Here is a 22,250-nt window from a genome sequence, read left to right as displayed (position 1 = left end):
GAGAAACGAAGGCCGCAAACAGGACGCGAAGCACACGAGATCCCAACAGCGCCCTTCGCACACCACAAACCTCGGCGCAACGCACCCCCCACGTCAAGATCCCTTCCACCCGGACCCGCAGCCCACACGCCCAGGGGCGCTCGCCGGCCCGGGTTCGCGGGTGGTGGTCCGTGCGCCGCCGGAGCCGAACCGTCCGCCCGGATGATCAGGCGGGTTCGCAGATGACGACCGGGATGGCGCGGTCGGTCCAGCGCTGGTAGTCGCCGTACTCGGGATAGAACTCGACCAGGCGGCGCCACAGGCCGGCGCGCTCGTCGCCCTCCGCTATGCGGGCGATCATCGGGCGGGGCCGGCGGCCCGTCTGGACGGCCACTTTCGGGTTCGCTTCGAGGTTCAGGTACCACTGGGGATGGCGCCCCGTCCCTCCCCTGGACGCGACCAGGATGACGCGGTCGCCGTCCGGGAGGTACAGCAGCGCCATCGTCCTCGGCTTCCCGGACCTGCGGCCGCGCGTGGTGAGCAGGCAGACCGGCACTCCGGACGGGAAGGCGCTGCCGAAACGGAAACGGCTCCCGAGCCGTCCGCCGGTGGCGCGGAAGAGTGCGACGTGCCCGCGCGTGAGGGCCTTCATCGCCGGGGCGAACAACGCGGAATCGAAGAACTTCGGCCTGTCGTCGGGCACCGCTCACTCCATCCTCGGGGACGCGTGATCATTGTCCTTCGTCCGCCAGGCTGGGGACGGTACTTCCCCACGGCAAGCCACTTCCCGATGGCGAGAAGTACACGTCGACTCTTACTCCGAAGCCAGGGCAGAGGACCCGTCACATCTGATTAGCTACGGTCCGTGATGCGGAGGGACGGACCGGGGGGGCCGTCCCTCCGCGTCAGGACGCCGGCCGGGTGAAGGTGCACGGCAGCCGTTTGTAGCCGTTGATGAAGCCGGACATGAGGCGGTCGGGTTCGCCGGCGGCGATGTCGGGCAGGCGGGTGAACAGCTCGCGGAACATCACGGTGATCTCGCGGCGGGCCAGGTTGGCGCCCAGGCAGAAGTGCGGGCCGGGGCCGCCGAAGCCGACGTGCGGGTTCGGTGAGCGCAGGATGTCGAAGCGGTCGGGGTCGGTGAAGACCGCCTCGTCGCGGTTGGCGGACCAGTAGAACAGCGTCACCCGCTCGCCCTTGCGGTAGGTGTGGCCGTTCATCTCGTAGTCGCGGGTGACGTTGCGGCGCATGAAGATGACGGGGCTGCTGTAGCGGACGATCTCCTCGACGGCCCCGGCGATGCGGCCGTCGAAGTCCTCCAGCAGCAGTTCGCGCTGGTCGGGGTGCTCGGTGAACACCTTCAGCCCGTGCGCGATGGCGTTGCGCGTGGTCTCGTTGCCGGCGACGACGAGCAGGAGGAAGAACGCGGCGAACTCGCGCGGGCTCAGGCGTTCGCCGTCGACGTTGGCGTTCACCAGGGCCGAGGTCAGGTCGCCCGTGGGGTTGGCGCGGCGCTCCCGGCCGAGCTTGAACGCCAGCCGGTGCAGCCGCCACCCCGCCGACGCGATCGTGCCCAGCATGCGGAGCGTGGCGAGCCGCCCCAGCCGCGGCCCGTCGCCGCCGTACTCGACGGTGGCGCCCACGTACTCGGGGTCGCTGTACCCGACGATGACGTTGGTCCACTCCACGACCCGGCGGTGGTGCTCGACGGGGATGCCGAGCATGTCGCAGATGACCTCGACCGGCAGCCGCGCCGCGCACCGGGACACGAAGTCGCCGCCGCCCGCCTCGATCAGCTCGTCCACGATCCGGGCGGCCCGCCGCGCGATGTCGTCCTCGGCCTTGGCGAGCATCTTCGGGGTGAACGCCCGCGACACGATCCGGCGGATCTTGGCGTGCCGCGGATCGTCCATGTCGATCATCGAGTTGAAGTACTTGTCCATCCAGCGCGGCATGTCGGCCGGGCTGGTCGCGCTGGGCTCGCTGCTGAACACCTCCGGGTTGCGGCTGGCCTCCGTCACCTCGGCGTGGTGGGTCAGCGCCCACGAGCCGGGGCTCTGCGGGAGGAACGGCAGCTTGGGCAGGGTGAAGAACACCGGCCCCGGCTGGGCGCGCAGCAGCGCGAACGCCTCCGCCCGCTCCGTCAGGGGGCGGGCCCAGAACCGCAGGTCGCTCACGTCGATGTCGGCCAGTGTCAGCTGTCGGGGGGTCTCCGTGGCCACCGGACCTCACGCTCCCGTCTCGACCGCGATTTCTGGTGAAGCCACACACCAGAAATATCCGTGCTCAGCGTCCTCAGATTCGCGGGCGAAGTCAAGGGATGCGGCACAATCGGGGCTGTGACGTCCGAGCCCGCGCCCGCGCCCGCGCGCCCGTACCGGGGCGTGCCCGCCGACCAGCGCCGGGCCCGCCGCCGCGCCACGCTGCTGGCGGCCGGGCTGGAACTGCTCGGCACCCAGGGGTGGGGCGCCACGACCGTCCGGAAGGTGTGCGCCGAGGCCGGGCTCAACGACCGCTACTTCTACGAGAGCTTCCCGGACCGGGACGCCTTCCTCCTCGCGGTCGTCGACGAGCAGGTCGCCCTGGGCACGGACGTGATCCTTTCCGCGGCGCGCCGGGCGCCCCGCGACCCGCAGGCCCGCACCCGCGCCGTGGTGACCGCCGTCCTCGACTTCCTGACCGACGACCCACGCCGCGCGCAGATCCTCACCCATGCGTTCCCGGCCTCACCCCTGCTCCAGCGCCGCCGCATCGAGATCATCCGGACGCTGGCCGCGATCTTCGCCGCCGAGACCCGCGAGACGCTGGACCGGGTCCTCCTCTCCGACATCGACGTGGAGCTGACCGGCCTCACCCTCACGGCCGGTCTCTGGGAGCTGTTCACCACCTGGTTCCGCGGAGACCTCGACATCGACCGCGACCACCTGACCGATTACACGGTCGCCTTGATCCTGAGCACCACCGAACTGGCCGCCCCCCTCCACCACCGCCTCCGCTAGCCGCCCGTGCCGGACGGATCGGAGCAGGTCGGACTCCTCCTTCAGGTTCCCGGCCCCGGAGCCGAGGACCAGCCGCACGCCGCGCGGCCGGCCGAGCGTCCCGCAGCGCTCGGCGATCTCCAACTCCGGCGCTGCGGCTGAGCTTCGCGCGGCGGTTCCCGGCGGCCGTCCGGATCCCGTCCTGCGGGACGGTTCAGCCTTCGGCCGGGGGTCTCAGTTCGGCCAGGCGGGTCTCCAGGAAGCGGCGCTCGGGGGCGGTCCGGGTGAGCTCCAGTGCGCGTTGGTAGGCGCGTTCGGCTTCGGCCGTGCGGCCGGCGCGGCGGAGCAGGTCGGCGCGGGTGGAGTGGAAGTAGCGGTACTGGCCCAGGTCCAGGCGGTCGAGGATCGCGAGGGCGGCTTCGGGGCCTTCGAGTTCGGCTATCGCGACGGCCCGGTTCATCTCGACGACCGGGGAGCCGGTCCGGCGGGCCAGGACGTCGTAGAGCGCGGCGATCTGCCGCCAGTCGCGGGGCTGCCGCAGGTGCAGGTCGGCGATGGCCGCCTGGATCGCATAGGGGCCGGCGGTGCCGCGGGCCAAGGCGCGCTGGAGGACGCGCCGGCCCTCGTCGATCTGGCCCGCGTCCCAGAGGGATCTGTCCTGGTCGTCCAGGAGGACGAGGCGGCCGTCGCGGAAGCGGGCGGCGCGGCGGGCGTCGTGCAGGAGCATCAGCGCGAGGAGCGCGAGTACCTCCCCCTCGTCCGGCATGAGGTCGGTCAGGGCCCTCGCCAGGTGGATCGCCTCGGCGGCCAGGTCGACGCGGCCGCCGCCCCAGCCCTCGTTGAAGATCAGGTACACGACCGCGAGGACGGCCGCGAGGCGGTCCGGGAGCTGATGGTCGGGCGGCACGGCGAACGGGATGCCCGCGTCGCGGATCTTGCGTTTGGCCCGGGTCAGCCGCTTGCTCATCGTGTCGGACGGGACGAGGAACGCGAGCGCGATCTCCTCGGTCGACAGGCCGCCGAGCGTGCGCAGGGTGAGCGCCACCTGCGCCTCCAGCGCGAGGGACGGGTGGCAGCAGGTGAAGATCAGCTCCAGCCGCTCGTCCCGGAAGGCGGGCGGGTCGTGCATGGTCGCCTCCGGTGCGGTCTCCAGGCCGCGCGCCAGCAGCCGGGTCTTCTCCGCGAGCAGCCGCCGCCTGCGGAGCTGGTCGACGGCCCGGTTGCGCGCGGTCACCACCAGCCAGGCGTTCGGGTTCGCCGGCTCGCCGTCGCGCGGCCAGCGCTCGGCGGCGATCGCGAACGCCTCCGCGGCGGCCTCCTCGGCCAGCTCGATGTCGCCGAGGATGCCGACGAGGGTCGCCAGGACGCGCGCCCAGTGCTCGCGGAAGACGGCGTCAAGCGCCACGCGGGTACCCCTCGCGGAGCGGGCGGACCTCGATCGCGCCGCCCTCCCGCGTCTCCTGCAGCTCGGCCGCGACGGCGAGCGCGCCGTCCAGGTCGTCCGCCTCGATCATGACGAGCCCCGCGAGGAACTCCTTGCTGTCGACGAACGGGCCGTCGGTCAGCAGCATCCCGGCCTCACCCGCCCGGACGGTCGTGGCCGAGCCGGCGGCGTGCAGGCGGGCCCAGCCGGTCACGTACGGGCGGGCGAGGACCGCGGCGACGGCCTCGTCCATCGGGCGGTCGGGCGGGGCGTCCGGGTCCCCGCCGTAGATCAGCAGTGCGTACTGCATCACCCCTCCTGCCGGTCGCGGGTCGGTGCCTTCCGAGTATTGGACGAACGGGCGCGCCGCGAACGGACATGCCCGCGGGCGTCCGTCCGGCGCCCGGTCGTTCGTCATCACTCCGAGCCGTCCAAGACTGGAGAAGAACGATGACATCGACCGCGCCACGGCCGGGGTGGGTTCTGGTCCTCACCTCGACCGCGTATTTCATGGTGGTCCTCGACTCGAGCGTGGTGCTCACCGCGTTGCCGCGGATGCGGCTCGACCTGCACGCGGACCTGGCGTCCCTGCAGTGGACGGTCAACGCGTACGGCATCGCGTTCGCCGCCGGGATCATCACCGCCGCCGCGCTGGGCGACCGGTTCGGGCGCCTCGGGTCACCGGACGCCGTCACCGCCGGTTTCCGCGCCGCGCTGTGGTCCGCGGTCGTGTTCGCCGCGCTCGCCGCGGCGTGCTCGACGGCCATCGCCTCCCGGGTCCCGGCCGGCGCCGCCGAGGCGCGGCCGGCCGACACCCTCACGAACGCCTGACCGGGGCCGACACCGTGGATACTGCCGGGCATGGAGTTCTTCTGCTACCACCGCGACCGGCCCGGTTCACTGGCGCTGCGCCTCGAACTCGCCGAGGCGCACTGGTCGTACATGGACCGGTTCGCGAAAGAGCTGATCGCGCGGGGGCCGACGTTCGCGGACGACGGCGAGACGCCCACCGGCAGCGTGCACATCGTCGACCTGCCCGACCCCGCCGCCGCCCGCGCGTTCGCCTTCGACGAGCCCAACTACCAGGCCGGCGTGTACCGGGACGTCCTGCTGCGCCGCTGGCGCAACCTGCTCGGCCGGACGATGTGGGACTTCCCGGGCGACCCCGGCGACCGGTTCCTGGTGCTCGGGCTCGGGTCGGCGCCGGCCGCCGACCTCGACGTGCCGTCCGGCCGGGACGACCTGATCGCCTACGGGCCGCTGCTCTCCGACGACGGCGCCGCCTGGCTGGGGACGGCCGCGCTCGTCCAGGCGCCCGGCCCGGACGCGGCGCGCGCCGTCCTCACCCGGGAGCACTACGCCGCCGTCGAGGTCCACCGCTGGCAGTTCGGCGGCCGCCGCTGACCGCGCTCGTCAGGGCGTGTGGACGGGGATGCGGCGGCTCGCGCGGCGGGGGCGCGCCTCGTCCGCTCCCCCCGGGAGGCCGGCCGGGGCGATGCGCACCTCGATGCGGCCGCCCTCGATCCGCGTCTCGTAGCAGGGCTGCGGCGAGCTGGCCGGGCCGCGCTCGATGCCGCCGTCGGAGAACCGGAAGGTGCTGCCGTGCCACGGGCAGGTGACGCAGCCGTGCTCGAACGTCCCGTCGCCGAGGGGGCCGCCCATGTGGCTGCAGGTCGCGGCGATGCCGTACACCTTGCCGTCCATCTTGTGGAGCAGGACCCGGACGCCGCCCGCGTCGACCGTGCGGTGGTCGCCCTCGGCCAGCGAGTCCTCCGTGATCGTCGGCGTCCACTCCTCCGGGCCCTCCTGCCAGGCGGTCCGGTTGACGTTGACGCCCTTGACGAACGCCAGGTGCCCGCCGAGATAGGCGCTCACCGTCAGCATCCCGAACCCGGCGAACCCCAGCGCCTTGCCCATCCCGCGGTTGCCGCGGGCCCGGGACACGAGCGACGCCACGTACAGGGACAGCGCCGTGGTGTTGGCGGCGGCGTGGACGAACCCGACCCGCCTGTCCCCGCCGATGGTGTCGGACCAGTCGTTCAGGCCGGTCAGCGCGGTGGGCACGGCGGAGATCACTCCGGTCGCCACCAGGATGTCGGACGCCATCTCGGTGTCGCGTCCGCCGGCGGCGTCCAGCAGCGCGGACATGCACCACGCGCCGACCGTCACGTCCGTGAGCGGAGGGTGCGCCGGATGCCCGGCATATGTTCCGCTGAGCAGGTTGCGAATGATGCGGGGCTTCACTGCCCACTGGGTCGCCTTGCTCACCGGTTTGGCGACCCTGTCGAGCGCCTCCGCCCGCTCCAGCCGACGCACCATCCTCTGCGGCATGCTCATCCCGGCCTCCCCCAGGGGCACGACATCACTGGTCGGCAGCACCCCTACCCCCCACCGCCCCCCAAAACCTGCCCCGAGCGGAGCACCGTTGAGCAGCGGGCACGGCCGCTCGACCGGGCCGCAGCCACCGAGTACACGTCCTGGTTCAAGGCCCCGGCCGACCCGGCGCGGATCCAGATCGTGTCGCTGCCGGCCCGCCGCATCGTCGAGTCGTGGACGTCGGGCAGTCGACCGTCTCGGCGCACCCGAAGGTGCCGGCCGATACACGCGGCACGGCCTTTTCTGCCGGATCAACGACGAGGGCGCGGTCTTCGCCGCCGACGCCATCATGGGCCGCCCGGCCCCTCAGTTGGCGAGGGCGAGGCCCAGTGAGGAGGCGGCCAGGGCGAGATAGGCGCCGGGGAAGGCGATGTTGTAGAAGACGCGCGCCCGCACATGAGCGGCGACCGCGCAGATGAAGAAGGCCACGAGGCCGGCCGCCGCCGCAATGCCGATGGCGTCCAGGCCCAGCAGGCCGAGGACGAGACCGGCCGCGCCGGCGCCCTTTAACGCGGCCAGCAGCGGCAGCGCCTCGCGCGGTACGCCCACCTCGGCCGAGTTGGCCACGACGAACCGCGCCTTGGCGAGGTCGGCGGCGACGATCGCGGCATTGATCGCGACCGTGACGAGGGTGACGGCGACGTAGGTGCTGAACACGGGTCAGTCCTCGATGTGCAGCAGCGCCAGCCGCAGGGGGTCGGCGACGACGTCGTAGCGGACGATGAGGCCGTCGGCGATGTGGAAGACCAGGGCGGCCTGCGGGCCCGTCCCCACGGCGATGCCGGGCCGCCCGTCGATGAGGGCCAGGCGCGCCCGCTGGGCACTGGCCTGCATCATGCGGGTCTCCTCGACCACGGCCTTCCTCCCGCGCACCCGCTGCGGGGCGCCCGGCCGGAGGACCTGCGGGTCGGCCGTCCTCGTCACATCCGGGTGGAGGACCTCGACGAGGCCGTCGATATCGCCCTGCCGCGCCGCCTTCATGAAGGCGCTGACCACCCGGTGCGCCTCGGTGGACTCCACGTCCGGCCACGCGGTCCGCCGCACCCGCCCCCGGGCGCGGCTGGCGAGCTTCTTCGCCGACTCCGTGGTCGTCCCCAGGATGTGGGCGATCTCCTCGAAGGGCGCACCGAACACGTCGTGCAGGATGAGCGCGACCCGCTGCGGAGGCGTCAGCTCCTCGACCACCACGGTGAAGGCCGCGGTCAGCTCGCCGGCGAGAAGCACGACCTCCTCCGGGTCCTCCCCGGCGCCCGGCTCCGGCAGTTCCTCGGGACGCCGGGGCTGCTCACGGGAGCGCCGCAGCAGATCCAGGCACAGCCGCGTCACCACGGTGGTCAGCCACGCCTGCGGGTTGCGGATCTCGTCGACGTCGGCGCGGACGTACCTCGTCCACGCCTCCTGGACGACGTCCTGCGCGTCGGCGTCCGAACCGAGGATGCGGAACGCCACCGCCAGCAGATGCCGCCGCTCCCGATCGAAGACCGCGACCCGATCCATGCACTCCAACCTTCCGTTGTCACCTACCCACCAGACGCACCGGACGCGCGAAAGGTGACCCGGCCAGCCCGGATCACGCCCACGGACGCGTCCAGGCGGGCCCCTTCGCCAGGCCCGGAGGAGCGGTCACCGGGTGCGACTCGCCGCGGAAGGCGGTCTTCTCGTCATGTAGATGACGACGTACGCGAGTCTCGCCAGACCGCCTCGCCCGCCTCAACGGCCTGGCCGCCCCGCTACGAGCCGTCCGGCGCGCTCGTGTCCGCCCGCGAACGCTTCCCGTCCCTCGCGCCGCGGGCCGAGAGGGTTCATGCTCGGCACACCGGCCGACGAGACCGACCGGCACGCCGCACTGCTCCACGGGGTCGCCCCGCTACCGTGACCGGAGGTCAGTCAGTGCCGCCTTGCCCATGCTCCCGGTCGATGCGCGCAAGCGTCGCGGTGAGATCGTCCCCCGTGGCCTCGGTGTACATGGCCACGACGGCGCTAGGGATACGCCCTCTCGTGTTCACGCTGATCCCCTGCTCCTCCGCCCATGCGCGCAGCCTTCTCGCATACTCGGCATAGGCGATCCGGCGCGCATAGGAGTGATCGGTCTCCGACTCGTCTCGCTCGTAGATGTCGGACATGGTGATCACTCTGCACGTTGAAGGCGGACGACGTACAGCGGAGAAAGAGGCTTGTGAGCGAGCATCCGGCGGTGGGCAGCGTGCGAAGCCCCGTTTCGCGGACGCCCGACCAAGCACCACTGGCATAGCATCGGATGCCGCAGCGATGTGAGGTGTTCATGGCGGTCAAGCAGCCAAGTGCTCGACGCCTCGCCCTCGTCGGGCTGGGTGCGTTCCTGCCCGTGGCCGTGATCGCCAAGATGGCGCTCGATGGCGATACCAAGTCCTACGTCCTGCAACTCGGCGCGTTCTTCCTCGGCGCGGGCGGGATGATGCTGATGTTCCACCGGTGGCGGCAGCATAGAGATACGCGTGCGAGGGCGTTGCTCTTGGCGGCGTTCGCGGTATGGACGCTGTCAGTCGGCGTTGCCTCAGTCACCGACTCGGGGGCGAGCCTCGGCGGCCCCGGCTCCTGGCTGGCGGGCTTCGCCCTTATGATCGGCTTCGGGGGCGGCGTGATCACTCTGTGGACCATGTACCGCGACCGGCCGAAGAGCGACGACCTCGCCCCGCAGGTGGACCAATGACACTGACCTTGCCGCGCCTACTCCCGAGCCCGCCCGACAAGCCCATCCCGCCACCGGACACCACCGATCTGCTGCGCACCTTCGCCCGTGACCTCGCCACCGGTCACCAGACCTGGACGCGGGAGACCGCACAGTTCTTCCGGGACCTGTTCGATCAGCTCGCCGCCACCTGGGACACGGGCCAGGCCACCGGACGCGATGACCCGGTACGTGACGCGCTGGCCCGCGGCGGCCCCTTCCCCGACCAGTCCGCGGCGCCGTGCCTGGAACTCGGCTCGGGCACCGGTGCCTACACGCCTCTGCTGACCGATGCCTTCGGCCGAGTGGTGAGCCTGGACATCTCCGCCAACATGCTGCGGCAGGCGGCCGGACGCTCCCCGTCCCGCATCCAGGCCGATGCCGCCGCCCTGCCCTTCCCCACTGGCTCGATCGCGGTCGTGGTCGCCATCGACATGCTGCTGTTCCCGGCCGAGATCAGTCGTGTTCTGGCCCCCGGCGGTGTGCTGCTCTGGATCAACCAACTCGGCACTGATGGCCCCCTGTACCTGCCTGCTGCGGACGTCGCCGACGCCCTGCCCGGGCAATGGGACGCGGTAGAAGCCGAGGCCGGCTGGGGGACCTGGGCCACCCTCCGCCCGACGGGCTGACCGCCGTGCAGCACGGGGGACGGTGCGGCACCGTGAGTTCCTATGCCGCGCGGTCATCAGTCGACGCCGGGCTGGAGGCTGGCAGGACGGTTCAGGTTGCCCTGCCGGCTCAGGCTCCGACCCTCTGGGCGTGCCTGCCTGCTCATGATGCGGGTTCCGCCAGCGCCGAACCAGTGCAGCCGCCCAGCGGCCTCGTAGGAGGCGCTGACAAGAATGAGGCCCGGGCCGGGGGTGGTGCCCTCGCCCCGGGCCCTTGCGCTGCGAGCGGGTGACCGCAAGTGACCGTGAATGCCCCTTGATCACCCTGCTTAATGACCCGCTAATGGCCCGCCGCCGTAGCCACCGACCTGCACCCCCTCGGCTGAACGAATGACTATGACGCCCGAGTCATCCGAGGGCAAGCGGACCCTGAGCGCTGGGCCGACCACGGCCCGAGCAGCGGAAGCCGCGCGGCAGCGATCACCCTCAACCACGCAACCCACCCCAGCCGCGCTGGGGCGACCGTAGGGCCGTCCCCATAGAGCGATTCACTACGAGTCTCACGAACAAGATTCACGAACGTCCAGATCCGTCCTCTGGCCTGCATAGGGAGCCTCATACGCGCCTCTGGGTTCCACCCGCGTCCAGGGCAGTCCAGGGCCGTTGTTAGCAACCGAGTTAGCACTCCCCCGTCCACCTCCACCAGGATCCGGAGTGCTCGTTCGCGCGAACGGTGCGCAAGGTGTGACAGACAGATTCGCGCGAATGAGTGCTCCGGCTCGCGGGGGGCCTGGGGGCTGCGAAGCCCCCGTTTCGGGCACGTTCAAGCCAGACTCGACGGTTCCCAACTGCGGGCTGGAGGGGGTAGCCGGCGCCGTGGGCGGAATTCAGCCTGGAGGCCCCTGCCCGGCCCTTGGTCAAACAGGACCGCCCTCAACTCCCTCAACCTCGGTCCTCGGGAGCCGCGCAGTCACGATAAAGACTTCTTCGGGGTCGCTGAAGAAATCACTCACGACCTCATGCCCCTCTCGTTCCTCAACCGAAGCACGGACGGCGGTGTAGAACACGAAATCGTCGGCCACCTCGCTAAAGACATCAGCCCGAATCACGAGGATTGAGCCACTCTTTAGTGTCACATCCCAGCGACTGGGCGGGTTGAAGATGAACTCCACGTCGCGGACCCTATCGGGCTGTGCAAGCTCGCCACCGCCCCGGGCAGTGGGCTTCTTACGTGCCCTGTGAACTGGGGCGGCCTCGGCCGGGCTGCGCGCCGGGACCGGACGGGACAGGCCGCATGCCCGGCGCGCAGAGCCGGGCATGCGGCCGCCCGGCGGCCCGCGTCAGCGGGGCGCCCTTGAAGACGTAAAGAAAGTTCTCATCCGAGGGCGGGATCATCTCGGCGAAGCGCGCCTGCACCTCGGGGCTACATGCCGCAAGCACGGTGTCCAGCCCCTGCTGGTTGATGGGGCGGGGAGTGACGTTTCCCTTCTCCCATCTGACAATCATGCGTTCGCTGACGCCGAGTTCCGCGGCGAACTCCACTTGGCTTACGCGCTTGGCTTCCCGTAGGGCGCGGGCTTCCTTGCCGGTCCAGCGCGAGACTGTGGGGGGCATGTGAGCCTCTCCGTAGCGGGGCGGTGCTCAGACGGCTTCGGCCGGGATCTCTTCGTACTCCTTGCGAAGAGTCGCCAAGATCGGATGCGACGCGTGGCCATGGCCGTTACGGCCGTGTGGCACGGGGGCGGTCGCGAGCCAAGGGCTTACCGGCTGCTTCGGGCCGTCCTCATGAAGGCGGCGGTGGAAGACAAGCTTCTTCCCCGCAACCCTTGCCAGGTACGCGAGGCCGACTCTGAGCACGCGAAGGAGCGGCCCACGCTCACGCTCGCGCACGTCTTCGAGCTGGCTGAGGGGTCGGCGTGCGACCGGTCGGCAACATCCGCAGACTCGACACCGGCGGCCGGGAGGCTGGTGGGCCAGTTGCACGCACGGCAGGCTCGTAGGGGTGCTGACAAGAATGAGGCCCGGGTCGGGGGTGGTGCCCTCGACCTGGGCCTTTGCGCTGCGAGCGGGTGACGGGAATCGAACCCGCGTTATCAGCTTGGGAAGCTGAAGTTCTACCATTGAACTACACCCGCGTGGGGCCTCTGGGAGGCCGCCATGCTGTGGATACTGTACCGGATCACCGGGTGGGGTGCCGCCTGAGATAGCTTTTCAGCGTGCTGCTCTCCGATCGCGACATCAGGGCCGAGCTCGAGACCGGGCGGGTGAAGATCGACCCGTACGAGCCGGGGATGGTCCAGCCCTCCAGTGTGGACGTCAGGCTGGACCGGTACTTCCGGGTGTTCGAGAACCACAAGTACCCGCACATCGATCCGGCTGTGGAGCAGCCTGACCTGACGCGGCTGGTGGAGGTCGAGCCCGACGAGGCGTTCGTGCTGCACCCCGGGGAGTTCGTGCTCGCGTCGACGTACGAGGTGTTCGGGCTGCCGGAGGATCTTGCGGCGCGGCTGGAGGGGAAGAGTTCGCTGGGGCGGCTCGGGCTGCTCACCCATTCGACGGCCGGGTGGATCGATCCGGGGTTCAGCGGGCACGTGACGTTGGAGCTGTCGAACGTGGCGACGCTGCCGATCAAGCTGTGGCCGGGGATGAAGATCGGGCAGATGTGCCTGTTCAGGACCAGCTCGCCGGCGGAGTACCCGTACGGGTCGCAGCGATACGGGTCGCGGTACCAGGACCAGCGGGGGCCCACGCCGTCGCGGTCGTACCTGAACTTCCACCGGACGAAGGTGTAGCCGGTTTGTGACCCGAATGTGACGCAAGTCCCCGAAAGATGAAACATGTTCTCCGGCCGGGTAGTTTCGGGTGACGCACGTGTACAGCGTCCGGTTTACGGTCTCTTCGACTGAGACCCCGGCGCTCAGGGCGACCCGTTTCCGCGCGTCGACGTGGAAACCCGGAAGGAGATCGTGTCAGTACTCCGCGCGGAAAGCGTCACCAAGCTCTTCGGCCGTAAGGCGGCAGAGGCACAACGGAAACTCGACGCGGGCGCCGATCTGAAGGCGATCCGCGACCTCGGGGTCACACCGGCGGTGGTGGACGCCTCGTTCGAAGTCCGGCAGGGCGAGATCTTCGTGGTCATGGGCCTGTCGGGGTCGGGGAAGTCGACCCTCATCCGGATGCTGAACGGGCTGCTCGGGGTCACGTCGGGAAGCGTCGAGATAGACGGCCAGGACATCGCGAAGATGTCGCCGAAGGCGCTGCGGGCGCTTCGGCAGAACAAGGTCAGCATGGTCTTCCAGCACTTCGCGTTGTTCCCTCACCGGACGGTTCTGGCGAACGCCGCGTATGGGCTAGAGGTCCGCGGTGTCGCCAAGGAAGAACGAGAGAAGAAGGCCCGGGAGTTCCTGGCTCTGGTGGGTCTCGAAGGCTGGGAGGACAGGCTTCCCGGGCAGCTGTCCGGCGGCATGCAGCAGCGGGTCGGGCTCGCGCGGGCGCTGGCGTCGGGCACCGACATCATCCTGATGGACGAGGCGTTCAGCGCCCTGGACCCGCTGATCCGGCGGGAGGTCCAGGACCTGCTGCTCGATCTGCAGGGCCGCTTCGGGAAGACCATCGTCTTCATCACGCACGACCTGAACGAGGCCATGCGCATCGGCGACCGCATCGCGGTGATGCGCGAGGGCCGGATCGTGCAGATCGGCACGGCCGAGGAGATCCTCACCGACCCGGCCAACGACTACGTCGCCCAGTTCGTGGCGGATGTGGACCGTACCAGAGTGCTGACGGCCTCGTCCGTCATGGAGAAGCCGCTGGTCACGGTGCTGGCGTCCACGGGCCCGCGGACGGCGCTGCGGACGATGCGCGAGCACCAGACGTCGGCCGCGTTCGTGGTGGGACGCGACCGCAAGCTGGTCGGCCGCGTGCGGGCGACGGTGATCGCCGACGCGGTGCAGGAGAACGTCCAGAAGCTCGACGGGCTGATCGACCCCGAGGACCCGGTGCCGGTGGCGCCGGACACGCCGGTCGCCGACCTGTTCGGCCGCTGCGCCGAGAGCGACCTGCCGGTGCCCGTCGCGGACGACGACGGGACGCTGCTCGGCGTCATCCCGCGGGTGACGCTGCTGGCGGCGCTCGGCGCGATCAACGCGCACGTGGAGGACGTCGTCGAGGAACCGGAACTCGCGCTGGCGAAGGAGGGCGGCGACGGTGATTGACGCGATCGAGCTGCCCCGGGTGCCGGTCGGCGACTGGTTCGACAGCCTGGTGAGCTGGTGCACCGACAACCTGTCGTGGCTGTTCGACGGGATCGGGTCGGCGATCGAGACGTCCGTCGACGCGCTGACGGACGTCCTGACGGTCCTGCCGCCGCTGGCGCTGACCGGGGTACTGGCGGTCATCGCGCTCGTGATCAGCGGCTGGAGGCTGGGCGTGTTCACCATCGCCGGCTTCGCGCTGATCGACAGCATGGAGCTGTGGGACGCGTCCATGGACTCGCTGGCCCTGGTGCTGGTGTCGGCGCTGGTTTCGACCGTCCTGTCGATCCCGATCGGGATCGCGGCGGCGCGCAGCGACATGGTGAGCCGCGTCGTCCGGCCGGTCCTGGACTTCATGCAGACGATGCCGGCGTTCGTCTACCTGATCCCGGCGATCTTCTTCTTCAGCATCGGCTCCGTGCCGGGCGTGGTCGCGACGGTGATCTTCGCGATGCCGCCGGGGGTGCGGCTGACCGAGCTCGGCATCCGCGGCGTGGACCCGGAGATGGTGGAGGCGGGCGAGGCGTTCGGCACGCCGCCGAACCGTATCTTGACCCGGATTCAGATCCCGCTTGCCATGCCGTCCATCATGGCGGGTATCAACCAGCTGATCATGCTGTCGCTGTCGATGGTCGTCATCGCGGGCATGGTCGGCGCCGGCGGTCTCGGCGGCGTGGTGCTGGAGGGCATCAACCGGGTGGACGTCGCGAAGGGCTTCGAGGGCGGCATCGCCGTCGTCATCCTGGCCATCTACCTGGACCGCCTCACCGGCGCCCTGGGCGGAGGCCCCAGCATGCTCCGCGCGCTTTTCGCGCGCGGCAAGGCCACCCGCGGAGCGGCCCCCCGCGACGTGGCCACCCCGTCGGCCGACCTGGTCGGCTGATCCCACCGGCGGCGTAATGCCCCCGCTCCCCCTACCTCTCACGATGCAAGCCGACGAAAGGACGGGCATGCGTTTCAAATTCAAGGGTCTTACGGTCGCGGCGTTGGCGCTGACGCTCGGTATGAGCGCCGCCGGCTGCGGCGACTCCGACTCGGGTGGGGGTGAGAACGACAAGAGCATCACCATCGGCATGGTCTCGGGCTGGGCCGAGGGCGAGGCTGCGACGCAGCTGTGGAAGCGGCTGCTGACCGACAAGGGCTACAAGGTCGAGGTGAAGACCCTCGACACCGGCCCGCTCTACGCCGGCATGTCGAAGGGCGACGTCGACCTCTTCCTGGACTCGTGGCTGCCCGGCACCCACGAGGACTACTGGAAGCAGTACGGCGACAAGCTGGAGAAGGTCGGCGCCTGGTACGACTCGGCGCCGCTGACGATCGCCGTCCCGGACTACTCGCCGCTGCAGTCCCTTGAGGACCTCAAGGGCAAGGGCGACCAGTACGGCGGCAAGATCGTCGGCATCGAGAAGAGCTCCGGCCTGTACCGGGTGTCGCAGGAGAAGATGCTCCCCGCGTACGGCCTGCAGGACGAGTACAAGGTGACGACGTCCTCCACGGCGGCGATGCTGACCGAGCTGAAGAAGGCCATCGACGCGAAGAAGGACATCGTCGTCACCCTGTGGCGTCCGCACTGGGCGTACGCGAAGTTCCCGATCCGCGACCTGAAGGACCCGAAGGGCGCGATGGGCAAGCCGGACGCGATCTACACCGTCGCCCGCAAGGACTTCGCCAAGGACCAGCCCGATGTCGCGGGCTGGCTGAAGAAGTTCAAGATGGACGACGCGAAGCTGGGGACCCTCGAGGACCTCATGGAGAACAAGTACAAGGGCAACCCCGACCAGGCCGTCGACGAGTGGCTCAAGCAGAACCAGAGCTACGCGACGTCCCTGACGGGCTGACCGTCCGGAAGTCTCCACCAGCGGAGGAAGGGCCGCCCGGTGATCCCGGGCGGCCCTTCGCCGTCCGTCAGCGGGCGAGGCCCACGATGAACAGGACGGCGGCGAGCCCGGCCCCGGTGGCGCAGAGCGTCATGATCCGCGGGTGGACGCTGTGCGCCTCCGGCAGGATCTCCGCGGCGGCGAGATACAGCAGGACGCCGGCGAACGTCCCCAGGTAGGGGCCGAGGACGGCGTCGGGGACGGTCGCCAGGGTGCCGAGCGCGGCCCCGGCGACGGGCGCGGCGGCGTCCGCGAGCAGCAGCAGCACGGCGGGCCGGTGGTCGGCGCGGTGCAGCGAGGCCGCGGTGAAGGTGTTGAAGCCGTCCGCGAAGTCGTGCGTGACCACGGCCAGCGCGACGAGGAACCCGACTTCGGCGCCGGACTGGAAGCCGAGGCCGATGCTGATGCCGTCCACCAGGCTGTGCAGGACGAGCGCGGACGCGGCGAGCAGCCCGCCCGCCCCGGCCCCGACCCGGTGCGCGTGGACGTGCGGCGCGTACTCGTCCTCGTGCGCGCGGTGGATCGCCACGGCCTGCTCGACGACGTGCAGCAGCACGAACCCGGCCGCGAAGCCGATCATCGGCGCTGGCACGCCGAGCGGGCGGTGCCGGGTCATCTCCAGCGACTCGGGGATGAGGTCGAAGGCGACGACGCCGAGCATCAGCCCGCCGGCCAGCCCGAGGACGAGGTGCCGCCGGTCCCGGACCCGCATCGCCGCGAGACCTCCGGCGAGCGTCATCACGAACGCGAGGACGGACACGAGCACGGCCATCCCCGTGTCCTACCAGGAACACCGCCGGCAGAACATCACGGCGCGGGAAGGCCGCCCGCCCGGCGGGCGCACGCGGCCCCGAGGCCGCCGGGCGGGCGGCCGGTCATTTCAACCCGTCGACGTCGACCACGGTGCCGGCGGGCGGCCGCCGGATGTCGGCCGGCGACTCGGACGGGAGGTACTCGATGCGGTTGCCGGGGCCGCCGTCCACCGTCAGGACGTACGGCGCCCCCCGCGTCGCCACCTGCATCTCGTCGCCGGTCGCCGCGACCAGGCTGATGGTCGGCGTGCCGCCGACCATCCCGGCCTTGCCCTTCTTCCAGGGCTTCCCGGCCTTAACGGCCTCGTCGAAGATGGCCGTGCTGTCGGTGAAGAACGACAGCTCCTTGAAGCCGGCGGACTTGACGGTCGTCTTCATCTGCTTGCCGGCGAGCAGCTGCACCGCGCTCTTGCCGCCGACCGTCTTCAGGAACGCCTTGTTGCCCTTCAGGTAGACGTCCTTGCCGACCCTGATGATCTCGACGCGCTGGGCGCCGTTCCGGAACCAGCCGGACGCCTTCGTCCTGCCCGCGTAGCGGAAGTCGAACGCGTACTTCTCGCCGTCCTCCTCGCTGGTGCCGCGCACCCGCAGCGCGCGCGCCGAGGCGGTCGCCTTGCGGGCGCGGGCGAGGATGGCGGCGCCGTCGAGCTTCTCCACGCCGTTGGACGCGGGCGCCGCCGACGCGGCGGAGGACGCCGCGGGCGCGGAGCCCGTCTTCGACGTCGTCGCGGCGTCCTCCGCCGGCCCGCAGGCCGCGGCGGTCGCGAGCGCGAGAACGAGTGCGGCGGGCGCGTGACCGCGCCGCAGCCGGTGATCTGGCATCTGAGGACCCCTTCATGTACTTCACGGACATCACCCCCGATGTCCGGAAAGATCCTGTTGCCGATCAGTGCGGGACCAATGTCGTTATGCTGCGGTCACTGCGGCCCCGCTGCCGAACGACTGCGGCAGCGCGCCGGAGCAGGGGTACTGGGAGGTGGTCGCGCTGCCGGGGAAGGCACCAGCGGTGCGCTTCGAGATCCTGGGCCGGCCCGCCGCCTGGCGGGACGGACGGGAGCTCGACCTCGGGCCGGGCAAGCAGCGGGCCGTTCTCGCCGTGCTGCTGCTGTCGCCCGGTCAGCCGGTGCCGACCGCCTCCATCGTCGAGGCGGTGTGGGGGGACGAGCCGCCGGACAACGGCGCGAACGTCGTCCAGAAGTACGTGGCCGGGCTGCGGCGCGTCCTGGAGCCGGACCGTTCCCCGCGCTCTCCGGGACGGCTGCTGACCCTGACCGGTGGCGGGTACGCGCTGCACGTCCCGCCGGAGTGCCTCGACACCGAGGTCTTCGAGGAACGGGTGAAGGCGGCGCGGGCCGTGCACGCCGAGGGCGACCCGAGGCAGGCCGAGGCGATGCTGCGCGAGGCGCTCGCCATGTGGCGGGGTCCGGCGCTGGCGGGGCTCAGCGGCGCGTTCTTCGACGCGGCGCGCGGCCGCCTGGAGGAGATGCGCGCGGGGGCGCTCGAAGCGTGCGCCGAGGCCGCCCTGGACGCCGGCGAGCACGCGCGGCTGGTGCCCGAGCTGCTGCGGCTGGTCGCCGAGTTCCCGCTCCGGGAGGGCTTCCGGTACCTGCTGATGCTGGCCCTCTACCGGTGCGGCCGCCAGGCCGAGGCCCTCGCCGCCTACCGGGACGCGCGCGACTTCTTCGCGGACGAGTTCGGCGTCGAGCCCGGCGAGCGGCTGCGGAACCTGCACCTCGGCATCCTGCGCTCCGACCCGTCGCTGGCGTCGCCGCCCGAACCGGAACCGGCACCCGAACGGGAACCCGCGCCCGAACCGGAATCGGCGCCCGAACCGGCACCGGCACCGGACGAGGCGAAGGAACGTCCAGAACCGCCCGCCGCTCCCGGCTTCGCCCCGCCCGACTCGCCGCTCGCTCCCCACGCGCCGACCGGCCTGCTCCCCCCGCCCGCCGACGCCCTCTCCCCGCAGCCCATCGGCTTTCCGCAGCCCATCGGCTTTCCGCAGCCCGCCGATCCCATGGCGCACCACCACCTCGCCGGCGGGCCACCGGGGTGGGCGCCGCCGCCCCCCGGGCGGCGGATCGCATGGCCGCTGCGCGCGGTCCTGATCGCGCTCCCGCTGTTCAGCCTGGGCGTGGCGACGTGGGCGCTGATCACCTACTACGCGGCGCGCGGCCGGAGGCGGCTGCTCGGCCTGATGGCCGCCGGCTACCTGGCGCTCACGGTCGTCTTCCTCGTCGGCGCCGTCAACAGCGACCCGGACGGGACCGGCCCCTGGGAAGGCCCGATCACCGTCGCGCTGCTGGCCACGACGGTCGGCGGCGCCGTGCACCTCGCGATCCTCACCGCCGACCCGCTGCCCGCCGCGCCGCAGAGCGGCACGCCCGTCCCGAACGTCCAGATGATCGAGCGGAGGGTCCGCCGGGAGCAGGCCCGTGCGCTGGTGCGGCACCACCCGTCGATCGCCCGCCGGCTCGGAATCGGACGTCCCGACATACCGGGCGAGTTCGACGACGGCGGCCTCGTCGACGTGAACTCGGCGCCCGAGCACGTCCTCGCCTCGCTGCCGGGCATGGACGCCTACCACGCGAGGCTGATCGTCGTGGCCAGGGCGACGCACGGACCGGTCGCCTCGGTCGGCGAGCTCATCACCCGCGGGGTCCTGCCGTACCAGGCGGCCTACGCCCTCGGCGACGTCCTGACGGCCATCCCCCCGGCCGGGGAGGCGGGACTCGACCTGCGGAAGCCTCCCGTAGAGCCCGCCCCCGGCCCTCCGGTGGAGCCCGCCCCCGGCCCGTAGACCCGCAGGGGCGGGCGCGATGCAGACGCGGAAGGACCCCGAGCCCTGGGGGCGCGGGGTCCTTCCTCTTCTCTTCGCTATTCGGCGGCCACGGTCTCCTTCTCGGGGGCGCGTCCCTCGCCGCCGCCCTTGATGGAGCGGATCAGGAGCTGGGAGACGTCCACGACCTCCAGCGACTCCTTCGCCGCGCCCTCGTTCTTCTTCTCGTTGATGGCGTCGCCCAGCATCACCAGGCAGAACGGGCAGGCGGTGGAGACGGTGTCGGGATCGGTCTCCAGCGCCTCGTCCACCCGCTCGGTGTTGATGCGCTTGCCGATGCGCTCCTCCATCCACATCCGGGCGCCGCCGGCGCCGCAGCAGAAGCCGCGGTCCTTGTGCCGGTGCATCTCCCGCGTCTTCACGCCGGGGACGGTCGCCATGATGTCGCGCGGCTGCTTGTAGACCTTGTTGTGCCGGCCCAGGAAGCAGGGGTCGTGGTAGGTGATGTTCTCCTCGATCGGCGAGACCGGGGTGAGCTTGCCCTCCTCGACCAGGTGCGCGAGCAGCTGCGTGTGGTGGACGACCTCGTAGTTCCCGCCGATCTGCGGGTACTCGTTGGCCAGGGTGTTGAAGCAGTGCGGGCAGGTCGCGACGATCTTCTTGACGCCCGCGTCGTTCAGCGTCTCGACGTTCTGCTGGCCGAGCATCTGGAAGAGGAACTCCATGCCGAGGCGGCGGGCCGGGTCGCCGGTGCACGCCTCCATGGGGCCGAGGACGGCGAACTTGACGCCCGCGATGTGCAGCAGCTCCGCGACGGCCTTGGTGGTCTTCTTGGCCCGGTCCTCAAGGGCGCCGGCGCAGCCGACCCAGAACAGGTACTCGGTGTCCTCGGAGACCTTATCGTCGACGACCTCGACCTCGAAGTCCAGCTCCTCGATCCATTCGAGGCGCTTCATCTCGGACATGCCCCACGGGTTGCCCTTGTTCTCCAGGTTCTTCAGCATGACGCCGGCCTCGCTCGGGAACGAGGACTCGATCATGACCTGGAAGCGGCGCATGTCCAGGATGTGGTCGATGTGCTCGATGTCGACCGGGCACTGCTCGACGCACGCGCCGCAGTTGGTGCAGGACCACAGGACGTCCGGGTGGATGACGCCGTCCTCGCCGACGAGCTCCTTGTCGACCTGCATGGCGGCCTTCTGCTCGTCGGTGAAGGCGCCGCGGGCCTCCTCCGAGGCGAGGATGTACGGCGCCTTGGCGAGCGCGTGGTCGCGCAGCTCCAGGATGAGCATCTTCGGCGACAGCGGCTTGCCGGTGTTCCAGGCGGGGCACTGCGACTGGCAGCGGCCGCACTCGGTGCAGGTCGCCATGTCGAGGAAGCCCTTCCAGGTGAAGTCCTCGATCTTGCCGCGGCCGAAGACGTCCTCGTCGGGGTCGGCCTCCTCGAAGTCGAGCGGCTTGCCGCCCGACATCATCGGCTGCGCGGCGCCGAGGCCGTCCGGGCGGCGCTTGAACATGACGTTCAGCGGCGCCAGGAAGATGTGCAGGTGCTTGGAGTGGACGACGAACACCAGGAAGACGAGCGCGACGCCGATGTGCAGCAGCAGCCCGACCGACTCCAGGACCTCCAGGGTCGAGTCGCTGCCGATGCCGTCGAACAGGTTGCCGGTCAGGTGCGAGAAGTACGCGGCCCCGCCGTAGCCGAAGTTGTCGCGGGCGACCTCGACGCCGCGGAAGAAGAACATCGTCCAGATCACGTTGAAGATCATGAACAGCGTGATCCAGGCGCCGGACAGGTGCGAGCCCTTGAACCGCGACTTGCGGCCGATGCGCTTCGGCGAGTTCTTGATCCGGATGGCGGTGAAGACGACCAGGCCGGCGAGGCACGCCAGCGCGATGGTGTCCTGGACGAACCCGATCGGGCCCCACGTCTGCAGGCCGGGGATGTGCGCCTCAAGCCCGAAGAGCAGCTGGACGCCCGCTTCCAGGTACACGGTGGCCAGCAGGAAGAACGCCCACATGACCGCGAAGTGCGCGGCGCCGGCGACCGTCCACTTCAGCAGCTTGCGCTGCCCCAGGACCTCGACCGCCTGGCCCTCGACGGCCTTCGCCGGTTCCCGCTTGACCTGGAGCGTCCGCTCGGGGTCGGGCTGCCCGCTCATGGCGATCCGGTACAGGAACAGCACCCGCCGGCCGGCGAGCGCGAGAGCGACCGCCGTTCCGGCGAGCCCAATGACCAACGTGATCCAGAACACTGTTCCGTCCTCCTGGGGTACGGGCGATGGCAGTCAGCGTAGGGCTCGCGACAGACTGCTCGTCATCCGGGTCCCGAATACTACTCGGTAGTAGCTTACGCGTCACATGCCCTGGTCAGACCGCTCCCGCCCCTTTCCCGGCCCCTCTCCACGCCGACCGGACGCGTGCCGTCCGTCATACCTTAGAGATTTCGCGCACCGAT

At 70.8% G+C, this 22,250-nt stretch carries 22 protein-coding genes, 1 tRNA gene and 1 pseudogene; 10 read left to right on the top strand and 14 right to left on the bottom strand.

Features of this window, described 5'->3' with window-relative positions; translation table 11 throughout:
• Window positions 1-205 precede the first annotated feature (205 nt).
• Together ACIWVC_RS06780 and ACIWVC_RS06775 are read right to left on the bottom strand one after the other, a co-directional pair.
• The gene (locus tag ACIWVC_RS06780; protein WP_396452747.1) at window positions 206-682 is read right to left on the bottom strand and encodes a nitroreductase family deazaflavin-dependent oxidoreductase; all 477 of its coding nucleotides are present in this window, start codon (window positions 680-682) and stop codon (window positions 206-208) included.
• Between the two features lie 202 nt (window positions 683-884).
• Complete coding sequence (locus ACIWVC_RS06775) at window positions 885-2,201, bottom strand: cytochrome P450 (protein WP_396452745.1); 1,317 nt, start codon at window positions 2,199-2,201, stop codon at window positions 885-887.
• Between the two features lie 117 nt (window positions 2,202-2,318).
• Between ACIWVC_RS06775 and ACIWVC_RS06770 the strand changes: the two genes are divergently transcribed.
• Complete coding sequence (locus ACIWVC_RS06770) at window positions 2,319-2,978, top strand: TetR/AcrR family transcriptional regulator (RefSeq protein ID WP_396452743.1); 660 nt, start codon at window positions 2,319-2,321, stop codon at window positions 2,976-2,978.
• 193 nt (window positions 2,979-3,171) lie between these two features.
• Here ACIWVC_RS06770 and ACIWVC_RS06765 read toward each other — a convergent pair whose 3' ends face one another.
• Both ACIWVC_RS06765 and ACIWVC_RS06760 read right to left on the bottom strand, forming a co-directional pair.
• Window positions 3,172-4,362 (bottom strand): RNA polymerase sigma factor, encoded by a 1,191-nt coding sequence (locus ACIWVC_RS06765; protein WP_396452742.1) that lies wholly within the window; start codon window positions 4,360-4,362, stop codon window positions 3,172-3,174.
• Complete coding sequence (locus ACIWVC_RS06760; protein ID WP_396452740.1) at window positions 4,352-4,690, bottom strand: YciI family protein; 339 nt, start codon at window positions 4,688-4,690, stop codon at window positions 4,352-4,354. Before ACIWVC_RS06760 ends, ACIWVC_RS06765 begins: the two co-directional genes overlap by 11 nt.
• Window positions 4,691-4,830: 140 nt before the next feature.
• Here ACIWVC_RS06760 and ACIWVC_RS06755 point away from each other — a divergent pair, with 140 nt between their 5' ends.
• Window positions 4,831-5,211 carry a hypothetical protein gene (locus tag ACIWVC_RS06755; protein ID WP_396453915.1) on the top strand — a complete coding sequence of 127 codons (381 nt, stop codon included), beginning with the start codon at window positions 4,831-4,833 and terminating at the stop codon, window positions 5,209-5,211.
• 30 nt (window positions 5,212-5,241) lie between these two features.
• Window positions 5,242-5,784 carry a YciI family protein gene (locus tag ACIWVC_RS06750; RefSeq protein ID WP_396452926.1) on the top strand — a complete coding sequence of 181 codons (543 nt, stop codon included), beginning with the start codon at window positions 5,242-5,244 and terminating at the stop codon, window positions 5,782-5,784.
• A gap of 9 nt (window positions 5,785-5,793) precedes the next feature.
• On the opposite strand, the gene ACIWVC_RS06745 is transcribed toward ACIWVC_RS06750, so the two are convergent.
• The 4 genes from ACIWVC_RS06745 to ACIWVC_RS06730 form a co-directional block, all read right to left on the bottom strand.
• Complete coding sequence (locus tag ACIWVC_RS06745; protein WP_396452924.1) at window positions 5,794-6,717, bottom strand: Rieske 2Fe-2S domain-containing protein; 924 nt, start codon at window positions 6,715-6,717, stop codon at window positions 5,794-5,796.
• A gap of 345 nt (window positions 6,718-7,062) precedes the next feature.
• Window positions 7,063-7,413, bottom strand: coding sequence for a DoxX family protein (locus ACIWVC_RS06740; protein WP_396452922.1), 351 nt, complete (start codon window positions 7,411-7,413; stop codon window positions 7,063-7,065).
• Between the two features lie 3 nt (window positions 7,414-7,416).
• On the bottom strand, window positions 7,417-8,253 hold the full coding sequence (locus ACIWVC_RS06735) for a sigma-70 family RNA polymerase sigma factor (protein WP_396452920.1): 837 nt from the start codon (window positions 8,251-8,253) through the stop codon (window positions 7,417-7,419).
• A gap of 386 nt (window positions 8,254-8,639) precedes the next feature.
• Window positions 8,640-8,879: a histone-like nucleoid-structuring protein Lsr2 gene (locus ACIWVC_RS06730; RefSeq protein ID WP_396452918.1), complete on the bottom strand. Its 240-nt coding sequence runs from the start codon at window positions 8,877-8,879 to the stop codon at window positions 8,640-8,642.
• Window positions 8,880-9,037: 158 nt separating this feature from the next.
• Here ACIWVC_RS06730 and ACIWVC_RS06725 point away from each other — a divergent pair, with 158 nt between their 5' ends.
• Together ACIWVC_RS06725 and ACIWVC_RS06720 are read left to right on the top strand one after the other, a co-directional pair.
• A complete protein-coding gene (locus ACIWVC_RS06725) occupies window positions 9,038-9,445 on the top strand; it encodes a hypothetical protein (RefSeq protein WP_396452917.1) in 408 nt (135 codons plus the stop codon).
• Window positions 9,442-10,092: a class I SAM-dependent methyltransferase gene (locus ACIWVC_RS06720; RefSeq protein WP_396452916.1), complete on the top strand. Its 651-nt coding sequence runs from the start codon at window positions 9,442-9,444 to the stop codon at window positions 10,090-10,092. The genes ACIWVC_RS06725 and ACIWVC_RS06720 overlap by 4 nt, the downstream gene beginning before the upstream one ends.
• A gap of 896 nt (window positions 10,093-10,988) precedes the next feature.
• Here ACIWVC_RS06720 and ACIWVC_RS06715 read toward each other — a convergent pair.
• The 3 genes from ACIWVC_RS06715 to ACIWVC_RS06705 all read right to left on the bottom strand — a co-directional run bounded on the left by ACIWVC_RS06715 (window position 10,989) and on the right by ACIWVC_RS06705 (window position 12,206).
• Complete coding sequence (locus ACIWVC_RS06715) at window positions 10,989-11,243, bottom strand: hypothetical protein (protein ID WP_396452914.1); 255 nt, start codon at window positions 11,241-11,243, stop codon at window positions 10,989-10,991.
• Window positions 11,244-11,298: 55 nt separating this feature from the next.
• Window positions 11,299-11,685 carry a helix-turn-helix domain-containing protein gene (locus tag ACIWVC_RS06710; protein ID WP_396452912.1) on the bottom strand — a complete coding sequence of 129 codons (387 nt, stop codon included), beginning with the start codon at window positions 11,683-11,685 and terminating at the stop codon, window positions 11,299-11,301.
• Window positions 11,686-12,135: 450 nt separating this feature from the next.
• A tRNA-Gly gene (locus ACIWVC_RS06705) sits at window positions 12,136-12,206 on the bottom strand.
• Between the two features lie 81 nt (window positions 12,207-12,287).
• On the opposite strand from ACIWVC_RS06705, the gene dcd reads away from it, so the two are divergent.
• The 4 genes and pseudogenes from dcd to ACIWVC_RS06685 all read left to right on the top strand — a co-directional run bounded on the left by dcd (window position 12,288) and on the right by ACIWVC_RS06685 (window position 16,162).
• Window positions 12,288-12,863, top strand: coding sequence for a dCTP deaminase (dcd, locus tag ACIWVC_RS06700; RefSeq protein ID WP_396448406.1), 576 nt, complete (start codon window positions 12,288-12,290; stop codon window positions 12,861-12,863).
• A 174-nt stretch (window positions 12,864-13,037) separates the two neighbouring features.
• The gene (locus tag ACIWVC_RS06695; RefSeq protein ID WP_396448407.1) at window positions 13,038-14,285 is read left to right on the top strand and encodes a glycine betaine/L-proline ABC transporter ATP-binding protein; all 1,248 of its coding nucleotides are present in this window, start codon (window positions 13,038-13,040) and stop codon (window positions 14,283-14,285) included.
• A gap of 169 nt (window positions 14,286-14,454) precedes the next feature.
• Window positions 14,455-15,102, top strand: a pseudogene (locus tag ACIWVC_RS06690) (ABC transporter permease); the annotation flags it as partial.
• Window positions 15,103-15,274: 172 nt separating this feature from the next.
• On the top strand, window positions 15,275-16,162 hold the full coding sequence (locus ACIWVC_RS06685; protein ID WP_396448408.1) for a glycine betaine ABC transporter substrate-binding protein: 888 nt from the start codon (window positions 15,275-15,277) through the stop codon (window positions 16,160-16,162).
• 67 nt (window positions 16,163-16,229) lie between these two features.
• On the opposite strand, the gene ACIWVC_RS06680 is transcribed toward ACIWVC_RS06685, so the two are convergent.
• Together ACIWVC_RS06680 and ACIWVC_RS06675 are read right to left on the bottom strand one after the other, a co-directional pair.
• The gene (locus ACIWVC_RS06680; RefSeq protein WP_396448409.1) at window positions 16,230-16,973 is read right to left on the bottom strand and encodes a ZIP family metal transporter; all 744 of its coding nucleotides are present in this window, start codon (window positions 16,971-16,973) and stop codon (window positions 16,230-16,232) included.
• Window positions 16,974-17,076: 103 nt separating this feature from the next.
• Window positions 17,077-17,835, bottom strand: a complete 759-nt coding sequence (locus tag ACIWVC_RS06675; protein ID WP_396448410.1) for a hypothetical protein — start codon at window positions 17,833-17,835, stop codon at window positions 17,077-17,079.
• A gap of 184 nt (window positions 17,836-18,019) precedes the next feature.
• On the opposite strand from ACIWVC_RS06675, the gene ACIWVC_RS06670 reads away from it, so the two are divergent.
• Complete coding sequence (locus tag ACIWVC_RS06670) at window positions 18,020-19,813, top strand: BTAD domain-containing putative transcriptional regulator (protein ID WP_396448411.1); 1,794 nt, start codon at window positions 18,020-18,022, stop codon at window positions 19,811-19,813.
• 77 nt (window positions 19,814-19,890) lie between these two features.
• Here the strand turns inward: ACIWVC_RS06670 and ACIWVC_RS06665 are convergent, their stop codons facing one another.
• Entirely contained in the window at window positions 19,891-22,047 is a 2,157-nt protein-coding gene (locus ACIWVC_RS06665; RefSeq protein ID WP_396448412.1) for a (Fe-S)-binding protein, read from the bottom strand.
• Window positions 22,048-22,250 lie beyond the last annotated feature (203 nt).

Source organism: Actinomadura sp., assembly GCF_044508335.1.
In the GTDB taxonomy this organism is placed as follows: Bacteria; Actinomycetota; Actinomycetes; order Streptosporangiales; family Streptosporangiaceae; genus Spirillospora.
Note: the sequence above shows the minus strand (reverse complement) of the source record. Positions and strands in the feature narration are given on the sequence as shown.